Annotated in this window: 15 protein-coding genes; 5 read left to right on the top strand and 10 right to left on the bottom strand. The window is 65.0% G+C overall.

The genetic code is table 11. The features are described 5' to 3' along the window. Positions 1–34 precede the first annotated feature (34 nt). Entirely contained in the window at positions 35–1,081 is a 1,047-nt protein-coding gene (dctP, locus tag ACEQZD_RS03055; RefSeq protein ID WP_194855217.1) for a TRAP transporter substrate-binding protein DctP, read from the bottom strand. Between the two features lie 166 nt (positions 1,082–1,247). Next, positions 1,248–2,714: an amidase gene (locus ACEQZD_RS03050; RefSeq protein ID WP_370183864.1), complete on the bottom strand. Its 1,467-nt coding sequence runs from the start codon at positions 2,712–2,714 to the stop codon at positions 1,248–1,250. Between the two features lie 190 nt (positions 2,715–2,904). Between ACEQZD_RS03050 and ACEQZD_RS03045 the strand changes: the two genes are divergently transcribed. Next, on the top strand, positions 2,905–3,327 hold the full coding sequence (locus tag ACEQZD_RS03045) for a VOC family protein (RefSeq protein WP_067611662.1): 423 nt from the start codon (positions 2,905–2,907) through the stop codon (positions 3,325–3,327). A 13-nt stretch (positions 3,328–3,340) separates the two neighbouring features. Here the strand turns inward: ACEQZD_RS03045 and ACEQZD_RS03040 are convergent, their stop codons facing one another. Together ACEQZD_RS03040 and ACEQZD_RS03035 are read right to left on the bottom strand one after the other, a co-directional pair. Continuing rightward, positions 3,341–4,648, bottom strand: a complete 1,308-nt coding sequence (locus tag ACEQZD_RS03040; RefSeq protein ID WP_370183861.1) for a pyridoxal phosphate-dependent aminotransferase — start codon at positions 4,646–4,648, stop codon at positions 3,341–3,343. A 68-nt stretch (positions 4,649–4,716) separates the two neighbouring features. After that, a complete protein-coding gene (locus tag ACEQZD_RS03035) occupies positions 4,717–5,946 on the bottom strand; it encodes an acetyl-CoA carboxylase biotin carboxylase subunit family protein (protein ID WP_142949198.1) in 1,230 nt (409 codons plus the stop codon). Positions 5,947–6,158: 212 nt separating this feature from the next. On the opposite strand from ACEQZD_RS03035, the gene ACEQZD_RS03030 reads away from it, so the two are divergent. Then, positions 6,159–8,132 carry a hypothetical protein gene (locus ACEQZD_RS03030; RefSeq protein ID WP_335629501.1) on the top strand — a complete coding sequence of 658 codons (1,974 nt, stop codon included), beginning with the start codon at positions 6,159–6,161 and terminating at the stop codon, positions 8,130–8,132. Here ACEQZD_RS03030 and ACEQZD_RS03025 read toward each other — a convergent pair. From ACEQZD_RS03025 to ACEQZD_RS03005, 5 genes are all read right to left on the bottom strand, one after another. Next, the gene (locus ACEQZD_RS03025; protein WP_335629502.1) at positions 8,129–9,226 is read right to left on the bottom strand and encodes a histone deacetylase; all 1,098 of its coding nucleotides are present in this window, start codon (positions 9,224–9,226) and stop codon (positions 8,129–8,131) included. The two genes, ACEQZD_RS03030 and ACEQZD_RS03025, sit on opposite strands and share 4 nt — an antisense overlap. A gap of 30 nt (positions 9,227–9,256) precedes the next feature. Further along, positions 9,257–11,206 carry a TRAP transporter permease gene (locus ACEQZD_RS03020; RefSeq protein ID WP_255442539.1) on the bottom strand — a complete coding sequence of 650 codons (1,950 nt, stop codon included), beginning with the start codon at positions 11,204–11,206 and terminating at the stop codon, positions 9,257–9,259. A 75-nt stretch (positions 11,207–11,281) separates the two neighbouring features. After that, a complete protein-coding gene (locus ACEQZD_RS03015; protein ID WP_370183857.1) occupies positions 11,282–12,436 on the bottom strand; it encodes a TAXI family TRAP transporter solute-binding subunit in 1,155 nt (384 codons plus the stop codon). A gap of 259 nt (positions 12,437–12,695) precedes the next feature. Then, on the bottom strand, positions 12,696–12,902 hold the full coding sequence (locus ACEQZD_RS03010) for a cold-shock protein (protein ID WP_067607036.1): 207 nt from the start codon (positions 12,900–12,902) through the stop codon (positions 12,696–12,698). Between the two features lie 217 nt (positions 12,903–13,119). After that, positions 13,120–13,479 (bottom strand): STAS/SEC14 domain-containing protein, encoded by a 360-nt coding sequence (locus ACEQZD_RS03005; RefSeq protein ID WP_067606640.1) that lies wholly within the window; start codon positions 13,477–13,479, stop codon positions 13,120–13,122. Positions 13,480–13,679: 200 nt separating this feature from the next. On the opposite strand from ACEQZD_RS03005, the gene ACEQZD_RS03000 reads away from it, so the two are divergent. Next, on the top strand, positions 13,680–14,732 hold the full coding sequence (locus ACEQZD_RS03000) for a methyl-accepting chemotaxis protein (protein WP_370183855.1): 1,053 nt from the start codon (positions 13,680–13,682) through the stop codon (positions 14,730–14,732). Positions 14,733–14,811: 79 nt separating this feature from the next. Further along, the gene (locus ACEQZD_RS02995) at positions 14,812–14,985 is read left to right on the top strand and encodes a YqaE/Pmp3 family membrane protein (RefSeq protein ID WP_142949204.1); all 174 of its coding nucleotides are present in this window, start codon (positions 14,812–14,814) and stop codon (positions 14,983–14,985) included. Positions 14,986–15,000: 15 nt separating this feature from the next. Here ACEQZD_RS02995 and ACEQZD_RS02990 read toward each other — a convergent pair whose 3' ends face one another. After that, complete coding sequence (locus ACEQZD_RS02990) at positions 15,001–15,879, bottom strand: haloalkane dehalogenase (protein WP_142949205.1); 879 nt, start codon at positions 15,877–15,879, stop codon at positions 15,001–15,003. A gap of 128 nt (positions 15,880–16,007) precedes the next feature. Between ACEQZD_RS02990 and ACEQZD_RS02985 the strand changes: the two genes are divergently transcribed. Then, complete coding sequence (locus ACEQZD_RS02985; protein WP_370183853.1) at positions 16,008–16,961, top strand: aldo/keto reductase; 954 nt, start codon at positions 16,008–16,010, stop codon at positions 16,959–16,961. Positions 16,962–17,116: the final 155 nt, after the last annotated feature.

The raw sequence follows: 17,116 nt of genomic DNA, 5'->3' as shown, positions 1-17,116 counted from the left end.
GAGCCGCATGGCTCCCCCGGGGCGCTCTCGGGTGTTACAGGTAGCCGAGATCGGACAGGAAGCCTTTCAGCTTCTCAACCACTTCGGCGGCCTTGTCGCTACGCTTGGCTTCCTCGTCCCACATTTTCTGGGCGGTTTTAGCCAGCTTGTCTTGCACGTCCTGGGGCATGGTGTTGATCTGCACGTCCTGCTCGGCCATTACCTTGGCCAGCGTGATGCGCTCTTTGTAGAGGTATTCGCTGGTGCGAATCCAGAACTGTTCGTTGAGCGAATCCTTGACGATCTTGGCCATGCCTTCGGGCAGCTTGTCCAGCGCCTTCTGGCTAACGATGAAGGCGTCGGTACCGGCGATGTTCAGAGCCGGCTGTACGTGGTACTTGGCCACTTCGTAGAGACCCATGCTGGCGGCACCCTGGGCGGCGCCCCAGTGCGCACCGTCGACCACGCCGCTGGACAGCGCCTGATAAAGCTCGCCGCCCGGGATGTAGGTGCCCGCCGCGCCGGCTTCACTGAGGAACTTCTGCAGGGCGCCGGAAGAACGGATCTTCAGGGAAGTGAAATCATCCCAGCTTTCGATCGGCTTCTTCACCACCATTTCGGTGGGGTACACCTTGTCGGTGGAGTAGTAGACGTTGTGCTTGGCCGCTTCCTCGCGAAGCATGTCCTCGAAGCCCATGTTCTTGTGGAAGTAAGCCGCTTCCCAGACGTTGCGGAACGCGAACGGCAGGCCCGAGGCGATACCGGCCAGGCTCATCTTGTCCTGGGCATACGCCGGGGAGATGGTGCCCATCTGAATCACGCCACGGCTGACCGCGTTGAAGGTCTCCTGGGCCTTGAACAGAGCGCCGGCTTCGTAAAGCTCGAGCTCCAGTTTGCCGTCGGTACGCTCTTCCAGCACCCGCTTGATACGCTTGAGGCTGTCCTCGTAGGAGCTGCTGGAACCGGGCCAGTGCGACTGCACTTTCCAGGTGATGGTGTCCTCCGCGGCCTGGGCCAGGGGAGAGAAGACCGTGGCTGTCGCGAAAGCCAGAGCCGAACCGCCGATCATCAATTGCTTGCGGAATACGCTGAGCAGAGTCATGGAAAACTCCTGTTGTTGTTGTGCTGCTTATCTCACAAATTCCGCATGGTTATTTCGCATAGCGGAACAGTGAGGGCGTAAAATGAAACCAGGATCTGAAATGTAGCACAGCTTTCCGCCGCACCACACCCTCAATTTGTCGCAAGGTATATTCAGTGTCACCCCTTCACGCCGGCGCCACCAGGGGAGCCTGCGGCAGCGGGTCCAGCAGGCTCTCCAGGGCGGCGGCGAACGCCAGCACCGTGCGATCCTCCAGATAGGGCCCGATCACCTGCACCGCCAAGGGCCGGCCATCCTCGGTGAGACCGATGGGCACCGTGGCGGCGGGCAGATAGACGGCACCCGCCAGCCCCACCCACACCAGAATATCCATGTACGGCTGCGCCACCCCGTTCACGGTGAGGGTGCGCTGGTCCGGCCCCGGCGTGTGGCGATGGCTGAACGGCAGGGTCTGGACCACCGGGCAGAGCATCACGTCGAAGTCCTGGAAGAAGCGCGCCCAGGCGGCGCGCATCACGCTGCGCTGCTCATGGCTGCGCTGCCAGTCGGCGTGGGACTGGGTGGCGCCCCTGGCGAACAGGGTGCGGTAGCTGTTGTCGTCCGCCGGCGCCTGGCCGGCGGCCTCGCGCAGCTGGTCGTAGAGACCGCTGGGCAAGCCTTCGCCCATGGTGCCGGTGAGCAGCCGGTAGTAGATATCGTGGGCCTCGCCCAGGGTCACGCCGTCGGGGCGGGCGCCGGCGTCCACCGAGGCGCCCAGCTCCGCCAGCCGGGCGCTCAGGCCTTCCAGAGCGTCGACGATGGGCCGGTCCACCGGGCAGCGCGGGTCGTCCAGCCAGGTGGCGACGCGGAAGTCCTTCAGCGCCCGGTGGCGGGCCGGCGGCAACTCCAGGCGCCAGGCGGTGGCCTCCTCTTCGTCCGGGGCGGCGAGAATAGTGAGCGCTTGCTCGAGATCCGCCACGTGCCGGGCCAGCGGGCCGGCCACGGACAAATCACGGCGCGCCAGCGCACCGGGCGGGCCCGGCACATGACCGCGGGTGGAAATCAGGCCGAAGCTCGGCTTCAGGCCACAGACACCGCAAAACGCCGCCGGCGTGCGGATCGAGCCGCCGATGTCGCTGCCCAGTTCCAGCGGCGTGAAGCCGGCGGCCAGCGCCGCCGCCGCGCCCCCGGAAGAACCGCCCGGCGTCAGGTCCGGGTTCCAGGGGTTGTGGGTGGTGCCGTAGATGTCGTTGTAGGTCTGCAGGTCCGAGGCGTAGGCGGGCACATTGGTCTTGCCGAAAATCACCGCGCCGGCGTCCAGCAGCCGCTGCACCGCCACGCTGGTGTGCGCCGAGACGTGGTCGCGCAGCGCCTCGATGCCGGCGGTGGTGGGCCAGCCGGCGATTTCGTAGGTCTCCTTGACGGTCATCGGCACGCCGTGCAGCGCGCCCCAGTCCTCGCCCCGGGCCAGCGCCTGGTCCGCCTCGCGGGCGCGCTCACGGGCCTGCTCGAAGCGGCGCACCACCACCGCGTTCAAGGCGCCGTCGAGGCGCTCGATACGGTCTATGAAATGCTCCAGGGCGGCCTCGGCGGTGACCTCCCCGTCCTTGATGCGCCGGGCCAGAGCCGAAGCGCCGATAAGGTGTAAATCCATGTGCTCTCCCTTTGGGTACGCAGCGCACCACTATCATTATTTTGGAATGCAATTTCGTTTTTATCAGAGTCGGCGGAGGGCGGCAATCGCTGGCGAAGCCCTCCAGCACCGTGACAGAATCCGCTTCCAATCGTGCACCCGCAATCGGCGGAGCACCATGCTTCCCGTCACAGCCGGCAAGGAGATCCCTATGAAATACCTGCACACCATGGTGCGCGTCAGCGACCTGGACGCGTCGTTGCGCTTTTATTGCGAAGGGCTGGGGCTGCAAGAGAACCGCCGCAAGGAGGTGCCCGGCGGGCGTTTCACGCTGGTGTTCCTGGCCGCCCCGGAGACCCCGGACGCGGAGCTGGAACTGACCTGGAACTGGGACCCGGAGGAGGACATGGGCTCGGCGCGCAACTTCGGCCATCTGGCGTTCCGCGTCGACGACATCTACGCCCTGTGCGAACACCTGCAAGGCATGGGCTACACCATCAACCGGCCGCCCCGGGACGGCCACATGGCGTTCGTGCGCTCGCCGGATCTGATCTCCGTGGAGCTGCTGCAGAAAGGCGACGCCCTGCCCCCGCGGGAACCCTGGGCGTCGATGGAAAACACCGGCACCTGGTAGCCGGCGCCGCCGGTTACTGCGGTGTCGCCTCGCCGACCACCCAGGCGGCCATTTTTTCCACGGCGGTGACACAGCGGCCGCAATGGCGACGCAGAAAGGCGTCGTCCAGGGGGCGGTCGCGGGGTTCCCGCGCGGCGGCGGCCAGCGCCTGCTCGCCGTCGAAGTCGACGAACGCCAACCGCAGGGTCAGCTCCTCCGCCGGCAGCCCGAAGGCTTCGCCGGGCAGCGTCGCCACGCCGGTCTCTTCCAGCAGCCGCTCGCACAGCGTGCCGCTGTCGCGGATGCCACGGCCGGCCAGCCGCGCCGCCAGCGGCGAGAAGTCGGGAAACAGATAAAACGCGCCGTCGGGCATCTCCAGCTCCACCCCGGCGTCACGCAGGGCGGCCACATGATGCCCGGCGAGCGCCGCCAGAATGCGGCGCGACTGGAACAGGTAGTCCTCCAGCTCGGTGCCGCCCTGGAAGGCGGTGATCGCCGCGTGCTGAATCGGCGCCGCCACCGAGGTGTAGGTTTCGCTGGCCACCGTGGCCATGGCCTGGCGCAACCAGTGCAGGTTGTCCGGAAAGGCGAAGGTGCCCAGCCGCCAGCCGCCGGCGCCGCACCATTTGCTCAGCCCGCTGCTGACGATGGTGCCCTCCGGGTAGTAGCGGGAGATGGACTGGTGCGCGCCGTTATAGTCCAGCTCGCCGTAGATCTCGTCGCTGAGCAGAATCAGACGGTGGCGCCGGGCCACCTCGGCCAGCGCCCGCAGCTCCTGTTCGTCGAAGCCGTAGCCGTGGGGGTTGGCCGGCGAATTGAGGATCACCAGACGCGGCCGGCCCGGATCCCGGGCGCACAGATTTTCCAGGGCTTCGGCGGTGGGCTTCCAGCGGTTGGCGCGGGTGGTAGGCAGCCAGTGTACCTGGCGCCCGATGATGCGCGCCTGGGGCGCGTAGGACACCCAGCTGGGCGTGGGAATCACCAGGTCGCCGTAATAGACCAGCTGCAGGATGAACATCAGCTCCTTGGAACCGGGGCCGATCATGATGTTGTCCGGGGAAAACGATACGCCCTGCCAGCGCTGCCAGTAGCCGGCCACGGCCCGGCGCAGGGCCGGCAGCCCCAGCACCGGCAGGTAATCCTTGGCGGCGGCGTGCTCGCGCAGGGCGCCGACCACGGAGGCCGGCACCGGAAACGGCGACTGCCCCAGCCCGAGCTTGAACACCGGGCGCCCCTGGGCAAGCAGTTCGTTACTGAGTTCGTTGATGGCGAGGGTGGCGGACACCCCCAGGCCACGGACATTGAGGTTGAGGTTAACGCTGGGGTGGAACTCCGCGGTCATCGTCGGGGCCTTCTGGCTGAAGAAACACAAACCCCGACGATACCGCCTTTAGGCGCGGATGAAACCGCTTAGATATAGAAATCCAGATCTTCCTGGTGCTTGAGCAGATCGCGAAGCTGGTAAGGGTCGTCGCCGTGGAAATACACCAGGCCCCAGTGGGTGCCGAAGGCGGTGCGTTTGGTAACGGTTTCTTCCAGCGGCGCGGTGAGCTCGTGGAAATCGAAGTACGGGTGCTCCAGAGTTTCTTGCGGAATTTCCAGCTGGCTGACCACGCGGCGGCGCGGGTACACGCCGAAACAACCGGCGTGCCCTTTGGCGTCGACCACTTCCTTGGGGAAGAAATCGACAATTTCCTGCTCGGTGGTTTTCGGGTCGAACACCAGCACCATGGCCTGGTAGGCGTTGAAGCCGTAAACCTTTTCCAGCAGCTCGAACACCTTGAAGCCCGGCGGGCGATAGGCCACTTCGCCGAAGTACATGGTGCCGTCGCTGGTGACGAAGTATTCCGGGTGGATAAAGCCGGATTTCAGATCGAAGGTTTTGATCAGCTTTTCGATTTCCTGTTCGATGCGCGGGCGCCAGCTTTCCAGATCCGGGGTGGCGGGCACAAACACGGAATAACCCAGCGTCACGTACTCGGAAATATTCAGGAAGCGGATCTTGCCGTCGTGGATCCAGGCTTCCACGGCGAATTCCCAGCCGTCCAGGTGGCTTTCCATCAACACCGGGAATTCTTCGTCCGGGATGGTATCCACTTCGTCCGGCGTGCGGATCACGCGGTGGCCGAGACAGCCGGCCTTGTCGAACGCTTTCAGGTGAATCGGATCGTTCGGGTCGCCGTCCAGCTTGAGCAGCGTCTGATTCACCCGCTTGAGAAAGCGGATCACGTCTTCACGGTCGTGGGCCTCTTCGAAAATGCCCACGCGAATGCCACCCAGTTGCGCGCGCCGTTTCATCAAGGCTTTGTCGCGGAACAAGACCGACTGGCCGTACAGCCGCGGGTTGTCCATCAGCACCGAGTTGATCGCCCCGGACCATTCCACCGTCTCCTCGAACAACGGGATCGCCACGTCGACGCCTTCCGCCTGAAGCTTTTCAGCGATTTCCATGGAGCGGTCGTTGAGCCGTTCGAAATCCCAGCTCATGAAGGGAATGTCGTGCTCTTCGGCGAACGCGCGGGCCCAGTCCGGCGCCACCACCACAAACCGGCGGTCGAACTTTTCCAGTGCTTCGATGGCGTTCAGGCTCCAGCCCAGCAGGGCCACGTAACCTTTTTGCGGATCTTTCTTGGCCGTCATGATCATCTCCTTGTTTCGGGCCGACCGTAGAGAGGGGGCGCGGCATGCCACCGCGGGGTTCGGCGTGGCGTCCTTGCACACCGGGTCGCTGACCCTTTTTACAGGGTAGCAGAACGCAGCGCTTGCCGCGTCAAGGGTTCCGGGTTCATCTTGGGGTATAGTGTCACGCGGGCCGCCCTACCGGCGGCAAACGAGCCCGACCCGGGGATATCATGAGCACCAGCGATACGCAGCACGACGACGCCACACCGGACCTGGCGGGACGCTTCGACCAGGCCCTGGAACAGGTGAGCCAGGCCAGCCGTTTCGCCAAGGCACTGCACACCGGCAAGGTCCTGCAACTGGCCGGCCGCCTGTTGTGCCAGCCCGAGGGCGCCGAACAGCTGTATCAGCGCGCCACGGCGATCGAACACTCGGGCCTGTTTTCCGGCACCGACTGGGCCAACCCAGAGATTCTGCAGGCGGACATCACCGTTCAGACCCTGCGGCTGGGTGCGCCGGACGACATCACCCTGGAAGCCCTCAGTGAATTGCGCCTGCTGGCGGTGGCCCAGGGCGAGCTGCCCCACGACGCGCTGTCCGCGGAACAGGCGCACCATTATCTGGCCCAGGTGCTGGCGCTGAACCTGGACCTGCTGTTCGAGACCGGCGGCGAAGCGATCCGCGTGCGCCAGGGCCGCATGGCGGTGGCGGTACGCGGCGTGCTGCAGTTGCTGGTGTCGCGCATCGGCTACGACAACATCATCGACCGGCTGATCGAGGAGATCTGGCGGATTCTGGCCCAGCGGCCGGTACGGGTGGATCACCTCAAGGCGATGATCACGCAGATCGCCGCCTGCCTGTACAACCCGGCGATCACGGTGTCCAACAGCCGCGGCGCGGACCGTTTGGTGAGTGCCCTGTTCGGGCCCACCCAGGCGTCCGTGGAGGACCCGGGGCTGGAGGTGTACGCCGAGCGGTTGGCGGGCATGGACAGCCAGGCCCTGCAGCAGGAGGCCAACGGCTTCGCCCGCGCGATGCACGACACCGGCCTGGTGTCGGCGTATCAGCCGGTGTTCCTGCGCTTCGCCGTGTCCCAATCCACCGACCTGGTGAGCGCCGCCCTGGGCCTGAGCGCCACCGGCCGCGACGCCCTGCTCTGCTACCAGGATCTGGTCTACGCGCTGATCGACGCCTCGGTGTTTCCGGAAACCGCCCAGGCCGCCTACGGGCTGGCGCTGATGCTGGAGCGCGGCGTGCTGTTCGCGCCGCCGGTGGCGCCGGCGCTGTGGCGGCAGCTGGGCCAGACCCTGAGCGCCAATGCCGACGCCGCCATCGTCCAGGCGCTGAGCGACATCCGGCCGGCCAAGGTACAGCTGATCGCCGGAGTGCTCGGCGTGCTCGGTCTGCCGCTAGGCGTCGGCCAGGGCAACAACCCCACCTGCCAGTCGGCGCGGGCGATTTCCATGTGGGCCTACAACGACCCGGACTACCTGCTGCAGATGATCGTCTGGGCCACCCGCGACGACGACCTGGTGATGCACTTCGAGGGCCAGCGTCTGTCCTCCAAGGAGCTGGCGCTGACCACGCCCGCGATCGCACCGCTGGACGTGGACGCGGTGTCGGCGGTGCTGGTGCCCCACCTGGACCGCATCTATCACGCCATGGGCGCGCTGTGCGCGGACCGTGGCGACGACCCGCACCGCTGGATCAATCCGGAATTCCACGGCTGGTGGGTGGGCCGCGGGTTCAAGCTGGCGGTGGACCTGCCCACCGGCAAGCTGAGCAACTACGACGATTTCGTGCGTTACTTCTACGCCTGCTACCACCCGCTGCACAACGGCAACCAGCCGTTGATCTATCCGCAGCCGGTGGGCCTGGCGGTGACCGACAGCGCCGCCCGTTTCGTCGGTTGGCACGCCATCACCATCCAGCGGGTGACGCTGGATCAGGACGAAGTGATGCGGGTGTATTTCTACAACCCCAATAACGATTCCGGGCAGGACCTGGGCAATGGGGTGAAGGTGTCCACCGAAGGACGCGGCGAGCGCTTCGGCGAATCGTCCCTGCCGGTGGCGGAGTTCGTGTCACGCCTGTACATCTTCCACTACGATCCGCTTGAGCACATCGACCCCGCCGGCGTGCCGGCGGAGGACGTGGCGGAAGTGGAAGCGCTGGCGCGGGGCAGCTGGGCGCTGGAGCGCTAGTCTTCCCGGAAGGCGTCGCGGTGGAACCCGGCGGCCTCTTCCACTTCGTTGATGCCCGGCGCCCAGGGGTCCTGCGGGTCGGCGCCGGCCATCACTTCCAGGGTGGCGTGCACGCCGCGGGCCAGGGATTCGGTGTGGTAGCCGCCCTCCAGCACCATCGCCAGCCGGCCGCCGCAATGGCGGTCGGCGATCTCCCGCACGATGCCGGTCATTGAGGCGAAGCCCTCGTAGCTGACGTTCATGGCCAGATCAAAGCGGTGCGCGTCGAAGCCGGCGGACACCAGCACCAGGTCCGGCCGGAAAGCGTCCGCCGCCGGCACCAGAATATCCCGGAACGCCTTGAGCATGGCCATGTCGCCGGTGCCGCCGGGCAGCGGCACGTTCACCGTGTAGCCCTCGCCCAGACCGCCGCCCACTTCGGACAACGAGCCGGAGCCGGGATAGAACGGCGCCGCGCGGTGGGTATCGAAAAACAAAACGTCCGGGTCGGCCCAGAAAATTTCCTGGGTGCCGTTGCCGTGGTGCGCATCCCAATCCACGATCAGCACGCGCCGGCAGCCGAGGGCCGCCTGGGCATGGGCCGCCGCCACCGCCACGTTGTTGAAGAGACAGAAGCCGCGGGCGCGCACGGATTCAGCATGATGGCCCGGTGGCCGGACCAGGGCGAAGGCCCCGGCGGCACGCCCGGCGGCCACCGCCTCCACCGCCGCCACGGCGGTGCCGGCGGCTACCTCCGCGGCCTCCACGCTGCCCGGCGACACCGCCGTGGTGTCCATGTCCAGCCAGGCGTTTTCGCCGCGCATGGCGTAAATGCCGTCCAGGTAGGAGGTGGTGTGCACCCGGGCCAGTTCCGCCCGGGTGGCCACGCGCCCGGCTTCCAGACGGACGCCGGGCACCGGCTCACGCTCGAGCAGATCGAGCACGGCGGTGAGCCGGCCCGGGTGTTCCGGGTAGCTCCACTTGGCGCCCAGCCCGGAAAGAATTTCCCGCACCCGGCGGTCCAGCCGCCCCGGCAGGAAGGCGGCGTCCGGGTCGGGCCGGTGATCCAGCATGCGCGGATCCTGGAACAGTATCACTTCACGGTCACCGATCATGGCGCCCCCGTCCGAGAAAACCTTCTTTCCTTATACAGGTTCCCGGCGGGACGACAAGAGCCCGCGATTGATCCACAGGGCCAGCCCCAGGGCCGGCACGGTCAACGCCAGGCTGAGCGCGAACATGGCGCCGTGACCCAGCGGCATGGCGCCGCCGCCGGGCACGGCGAACGCCAGCCCGCCGACGATCAGCATTAACCGGATCGGCCATTGCAGGAGCCGCTGCGTGGACAAGCTGCCGATGCCCACCAGATAGCCCTGAATGGCGCTGGCGATCAGCACCACACCGACCAGGGCCTGCGCCAGTACCAGCGCGATTTCCTGCCAGCCGCCTTGCAGAATCAGCGCCGGGTTCAGCACGAACAGGAACGGCACGAAATAAATCACACTGCCCAGACGCATGGCGTTAAGGCCGGTTTCCATCGGCTTGGAGCCGGCCACCGTGGCCGCCGCGAAAGCGCCCAACGCCACCGGCGGTGTGATGTAACTGAGCATGCCCCAGTAGAGAATGAACAGGTGCACGGCCAGCGGATTCATACCCCCGCCCTGAATCAATGCCGGCGCCAGCGCCACCGCGAGGAAAATATAGGCGGCGGTCACGGTCATGCCGATACCGAGAATAAAGCTGGTCACCGCACCCATCAGCAACAACACCAGCGGGTTGCCGCCGGCGATGTAGATCAGGTCGTTGGCGATGGTGCCCGACAGCCCGGTGACCGACAGCGCGCCCACCAACAAGCCGACGCCGGCCAGAATGGTAATCAACTCGGCAAACAGTTTGCCGGCGCTGGAGAAGAAATCGGTGACGTCGCGCCAGCCCCAACGCTGATACGGCAGAATCTGGTTGATCACCAGCAGCAGCGCGGTGGCGTAGAACGGCGCGATCGCTTCACGGCGCAGCCAGAACAGCATCCAGATCAGCAACACGAACACGAAAATAAAGTACCAGCCTTCCTTAAGCGTCTGCTTGAGTGACGGCAGTTCCTCTTCGGGCAGGCCCTTGAGTTCATGTTTCGCGGCGTAGGCGTCGATCTGCACGAACAGACCGAGATAGAACAAAAGCGACGGCACCACCGCCGCCAGCGCGATGGTGCTGTAGGGCGTATTCAGGAAGCTGGCCATGACAAAGGCGGTGGCGCCCATCACCGGCGGCATCAGCACACCGCCGGTGGAAGCGCACGCCTCCACGCCGGCGGCGTAGGAGCGGCCGATACCGACCCGGCGCATGGCGGGAATAGTGAGCACCCCGGTGGTCAGCACGTTGGTGATCACGCTGCCGCTCATGGAGCCCATCAGGCCGCTGGAGAAGATCGATACCTTGGCGGGCCCGCCGCGCACATGGCCGAGCAAGGCGAACGCCAGGTTGATAAAGAACTTCCCGCCACCGGTTTTTTGCAAGGCCACGCCGAACAGCAGAAAGCCGATCACCAGATTGGCGAACGCCTGCAACGGAATGCCGAACACGCTTTCACGGCTCATGGCGTGGTAAATGGCGGTCTGGCTCGGTGAGGACGGAAAGCCCTGAATCGGCCCCGGCATGATGTCGGCGACCATCGGGTAGCAGCCGGCCACGCCGACAATCAACGCCAGCGGCCAGCCGCCGGCCCGGCGCACCGCCTCCACCGTCAGCCCCCACAATACGAAACTCATCACCGTGGCGGTTTGCGGCGCGGCGTATTCCCAGCCGTTGTCGAGAATGCGCTCGGCGTTATACACAAAGTAGCCGCAGGTCCCCACGGCCAGCAAAAACAGCAGCACGTCGTACCAGGCCACCCGTCGGCGGTCGCCACCGGAAAACGCAGGCCACATGATGAACACCAGCGGCACCATCAGCGCCACCACGGTGTAGAGAAACTGGCTCTCCACCGCGGTGACCAGACTGAAATAGCCCAGGTTAAGAACGTAATCGAGGGTCAGAACGGTGAGAACCAGGGTCGCCAAGCGCGGCAGCCAGGGCCAGAGGCCCTGTAAGTCGCGCACGCCCGACACCTGCTTCGCCGTTGGCTCACCCGTATGATGAGAATCCACGGCAGAACTCCTTGAAGCGGGAAAGACTTAGCGGAACACCGGGTTCATGCCCTCGGCTTCCAGCGCCTCGGCGCGGGCCTTCATCCAACCCTCGCGGAACGCCTCATCGTCCTCCGGCGCGTCGCTGGTGTAGGCCTTCCAGGTGTTTTGCAGCACCTGCTGGCGTTTCACCAGACGGTCCTGGTGGGCCTGCATCTCATCGGTCCAGTGGCCGATTTCCTTGTAGTAGGCCACCACTTCATCGTGGAACGGGATTACCCACTGCATGTTCTGCTTTTCCAGGGCGTAGCCGGAGTTGCCAGGCGCCGCATCCTTGTATTTGTCGTGATCCTCGATCAGCACTTTAATAAGACCGCCCGCCAGACCACTTTGCTGATCCGCGTTGGCGACCAGAATCGGATAGGGGTAGCTGGCGCCCACCCAGGGGTTGTCCTTGCCATAATCGCCGGCGGCGGCGGTGACTTGATGGGGCTGGAAATAGGGTGCCACGGCCTGCAAACGCTTCCAGCCCTCCTTGTTCTCGGGATCGAGCCGCGGCCAGACAATACCACGCGGGCTGGCGGCCAGTTGTTGCGCCGGCGGCGCCACCGACATGGTGAATCCGGTGTCGCTCTGGCCGGCGATCACGCCGTCGAACGCGCGCCCGTAACCGGGGAATTCAACCCGCTCCACGTCGTCCCAGGTGAGCCCGCCGAACGCCAGAAACGCTTCCGTGCCCAGATTGAGGGCGTCGTCACCGCGAATGTAGGAAACTTTCTTGCCCTTGAGGTCCGCCGGTGTTTCCACTTCGATGTCACCGGCCACGGCGACGCCGAGACCGAAGCTGGCGATGGAGGTGGCGATCACCCGGATCGGCTGCGGCCCCCATTGGCGGTCAGCGAACATCAGCACGCCTTCCGAACCGTAATAACTGGCGATACCACAGGCACACAGCGGCACCCGGCCGGTGCGCAGCGGCGTCATACGGGATACATCGTTTTCGCCGGGGAGAATACGCACCGACACGTCGTATTCGTTTTGCAGAAGATTGCCCACCGACACCATCTGGGTGTAACCGGCGGAGCCGGTGCCGTAGGCGGTCATGGCGATGGTGCCGGGCAGCTTCACATCGTCCGCCGCCTGGGTCAGGCCGGCCAACACCAGGGCGGCCAGACAGAGTGCGCCTCGCTGGAAAAGGGTCATGGTTGCTCTCCGTTTACGCATTGTTGTTGTGATAGCTATTCCGCATAGCGAAACAGGCGTCCAATAACGTTCTCGGTTAGAGCCTATACCCGGCAGAGAGGAGGGGAAAGTGACCGCGTCGACAATCCTGGCGGAGAGCGCGCCGCTCGGGTGCGGGGCAAGGGCTGGGCACTAAACAGCGGGCATAAAAAAAGCGGGGCCCGAAGGCCCCGCTTTTCCTGCCCGGCGCGGTTAGGCGCGGGCGGCTTTCAACATCGCTTTATACGGCGACGATGTTCTCTGCCTGAGGACCTTTCTGGCCCTGAGTTACAGTGAACTCAACGCGCTGGCCTTCGGCCAGGGTTTTGAAGCCTGAGCCCTGGATAGCGCTGAAGTGTGCGAACACGTCAGGGCCGTTTTCCTGCTCGATAAAACCAAAACCTTTAGCTTCGTTGAACCACTTAACGGTACCGGTGGTAGTGGACATAATAGTCTCCTGATCATTCAGAAAGTAATGGAAGCCCGCTGGGGGCCGATTGTGCTGGAAGTCTTACGGTTACTTATGAAGGTCAGGACGAACGCTAACTGGTAGGGCATCGAACAGGGATTCATAAATACGTGCATACTTTCAAGCTGTGACCAAGGATACACGCCTTCCGGCCCCTGTCAAAACTATTTCGCTCCGCCCGGCATGCCGGGCCCGGTCACTCCCGGACCCAGGCCAGCGCGGCGCTCTTTTCCTCCAGGGGAAACGCCTTTACCTCCACCGAGGGCATCAGCCGGTCGGTCACGGACGCAATTTTGTGCACCCAGGAGCGGTCCGAAACCACCGCCTCCCGCTCGAAGCGCCGCCAATTGCCGAGGCCGAACTTCATGTCCTTGAACAGGGCTTCCAGCCCGATGCCGCCCAGGGACACCAACTCCACATAGAGACGAATCTTGTCGTGCCGGGTCAGCCGGTCCTCGATCTCCGCCAGCACCCGGTCGAAGGTCTCGTTGTCCACCTTGCCGTCGATACGTAGCCCGACGATGTGGTCTTCCTGAAGCTCGATCAATTCCATCATGACACCACTCCTTTTGTGTCTTGCCTTACCCGTTTAGATGCGGCGGCTCTAAAGCTTTCTCAAGAGGGGCCGATAAGATTTGATAACCCCTCCTTTAAACTTTTTATTTCCCCTTATAGGTCAACGGGTTAGGCCTGTTTCTTGCAGCCTCCGCCTGGCCCCCGGGCGCTCTGTGTCAAATGCATCAAAAGGAGCAGGACATGCAAGACAACACCATCCTGAAGCTGGCCTACGACATCTCCCAAATGACCCGCGACAAGGTCGGCGCCATTGAGTCGATCATGACCACCACCAAGATCCTGGCACTCAATGCGCGCATCGAAGCCGGCCGCGCCGGCACCGCCGGTGCCGCCTTCGGCGTGGTCGCCGAGGAAATCGGCAATGTCTCCGAGCAGATCAATCATATCGCCGCGGATTTCCGCGACGCGGTGGAAGCGCACACCAGCGAGATCGAGGAAGCCGGCGGCCGGATGCTGATCGATTTTCGCGGCCAGCGTTTCACCGACCTGTCGCTGAACGCCATTGAGATCATCGACCGCAACCTGTTCGAGCGCTCCTGCGACGTGCGCTGGTGGGCGACCGACAGCGCTCTGGTCAGCGCCGCCGCCAACCCCGGCGACGTCCCGGGGCTGGAGCACGCCAGCCAACGGCTGGCGACCATCCTGCGTTCCTATGTGGTGTATCTGGACTTATGGGTTACCGACGGCCGCGGCCGGGTGATCGCCAACGGCCGGCCGGATCGCTACCCCGGCGCGGTGGGCCTGGACGTATCGCGCAGCGCCTGGTTTCAGCAGGCCATGCGCACCGCCAGCGGTGACGAGTTCGCGGTCACCGATATCGCCCGCAACCCGGCGCTGGACGACGCCGCGGTGGCCACCTATGCCACGGCGATCCGTGACGGCGGCCAGGAGAACGGTGACGCCATCGGCGTGCTGGGCATCTTTTTCGACTGGACGCCGCAAGCCGCCGACGTGGTCAACGGCGTCGGGCTCAGCGACGAGGAACGCGGCGCCTGCCGGGTCATGCTGCTGGACGCCCAGCATCGCGTTATCGCCGACGCCAGCGGCAAGGGCGAGCTGGGCGACCATTACCCGCTGAACACCCGGGCGCCGGACGGCGGCACCCTGGAGCGGGGCTACTACGTGGACGGCGACCGCCTGGTGGCCTTCGCCCTGACCCCCGGTTACGAAACCTACCGGGGGCTGGGCTGGTACGGCGTCATCGAATGCGATCTGACGCGGCGGGCGGAGTGAGCAAAGGTATCTGGAAAAAGCACCGGACCGGTTGCACACTGACGGAGACCAAGGACACAACCTTCGAAGGAGTCGTACCATGCCATTCACCGCCACCGACCCGATCAAGATCATCTTCGCGATTCTGCTGCCGCCCGTGGGCGTGTTTCTGGAAGTGGGCTTCAAGGGCCATTTCTGGCTGAACATCCTGCTGACCCTGCTCGGCTACATTCCGGGCATCATCCACGCGCTCTACGTGATCTTTAAGCACTGAGGCCGGCCGGCGGCGTCACAGCGCCGCCAGCCAGCGGGCCACCGCCTGACCGATCTCCACCGGTGAATCTTCCTGCAGGAAGTGGCTGCCCTGGACGGTGACCTCGGTCTGGTTCGGCCAGCTGCGGCAGAACTCCCGCTGCCGTCCGATCAGAATGGAGCCCGGCTCGGCGTTCACGAACAGCTTGGGCACCGGGCTCGCCGCCAGCCAGCGCCCGTAGTTTTCCACCAGCCGGATCATCTCCGGCGGCTCGCCTTCCATGGGGATCTCGCGCGGCCAGTTGAGGGTGGGCTGGCGGTCTTCCTCCAGCTCGAAGGGCCGACGGTAGTGGGCCATCTCCACATCGGTGAGACCGCGCAGCACCGAACCGGGCAGCACCGCTTCCACGAACATATTGCGCTTGAGAATCAGGTCCTCGCCTTTTTCCGAGCGGAACCCCTGGAAGATGCCGCGGGCGGCTTCCGGCCAGTCGTCCCAGGTCATCGGCATGACGATGGCTTCCATATAGGCGATCGCCTTGACCGCGTCCGGGTGCTGGCTGGCCCAATGAAAGCCCAGACCGCTGCCCCAGTCGTGCACCACCAGGGTGACGTTCCGGTCCAGACCCAGCGCCGCCAGCAACCCGTCGAGGTAATGGTAGGCGGTCAGAAAGCCGTAACGACCGGGGCCGTCGCTGGCCGGCAGCTTTTCCGAATCGCCCTGGCCGATCAGATCCGGCGCGATCACCCGGCCACTGCCGACCAGCTCCGGAATCACATTGCGCCACAGGTACGAGGAGGTGGGGTTGCCGTGCAGCAGCACGATCGGGTCGCCCTCGCCTTCGTCCACATAGGCGATGCGCTTGCCGTCGACGTCCTGGAAATGTTTCTGGTAGGGCATCTGGTCCGAAATCATGGCGGCGGTCTCCTGCTGATGAGTGGGCCCCAGCTTAACGAACGGGCAAGAATTTAACAGTATCCCGCTAGCCCCCGGGCCGGCCGACTGTTTAGGGTAAGCGAAGCCCAACAAGGAAGGAGTGACCCATGAAGACCCTGACATTCGAAAACGGCGACACCATGCCGATGCTCGGCCTGGGCACCTGGAAGTCCGACCCCGGCGACGTGTACGGCGCGGTCAAGGAAGCCCTGCAACAGGGTTACCGGCACATCGACTGCGCCCGCATTTACGGCAACGAGGCGGAAGTGGGCCAGGCCCTGGCGGAATCCTTCGCCGCCGGCACCGTCAGCCGCGAGGACCTGTGGATCACCTCGAAGTTGTGGAACAGCGCCCACGCCCCGGAAGACGTGCAGCCGGCCCTGGAAAAAACCCTCGACGACCTGCAGCTCGACTACCTGGATCTCTACCTGATGCACTGGCCGGTGGCGCTGACCCCGGGCATCAGTTTTCCGAAATCCGGCGCCGATATCCTGGACCCCGAGGACATGCCGGTGGCCGACACCTGGCGCGCCATGGAAGCGCTGGTGGACGATAATCTGACCCGCCAGATCGGCGTGTCCAACTTCAGCGTGCGCAAGCTCACCGCGCTGCTGGAAACCGCCCGCCACCGGCCGGCCATGAACCAGGTGGAGCTGCACCCGTATTTGCAGCAGGCGCCGCTGGTGCGCTTCTGCCATGACAACGGCATCCAGGTCACCGCCTATTCACCGCTGGGCTCGTCCGACCGCCCGGACAATTTCAAAGCCAAGGACGAACCGGTGTTGCTGGAAGACCCGGTGATCAAGACCATCGCCGAGCGGCACCAGGCCACCCCGGCCCAGGTGCTGATCAGCTGGGCGCTGCACCGCGACACCGCGGTGATCCCCAAATCCGTGAACCCGGAACGCCTGGGGCAGAACCTGGCCGCCGCCGATCTGAGGCTCAGCGACGACGACCTCAACGAGATCGCCGACCTGGACCGCCACCGCCGCTACGTGGACGGCGCCTTCTGGGCCCAGGAAGGCAGCCCCTACACCCTGGCGACACTCTGGGACGAATAAACGCCCAATCGATCCCGTGTGGTGCCGCCGGCGCCACGCGGCTCACGCCTTTACCCTTTTTTACCGCCCCCGTCATCCGGATCACTTAACCGCCCGCACCCGGCATGCAATCATTGGCAGCCATAACGACAGCGCGCCACGGAACGCCCGCGCCG

Source organism: Alloalcanivorax sp., assembly GCF_964221125.1.
Lineage (GTDB): Bacteria > Pseudomonadota > Gammaproteobacteria > Pseudomonadales > Alcanivoracaceae > Alloalcanivorax > Alloalcanivorax venustensis.
The sequence above is the reverse complement of the archived record's forward strand: the minus strand, read 5'-3'. Positions and strand labels throughout refer to the sequence as shown.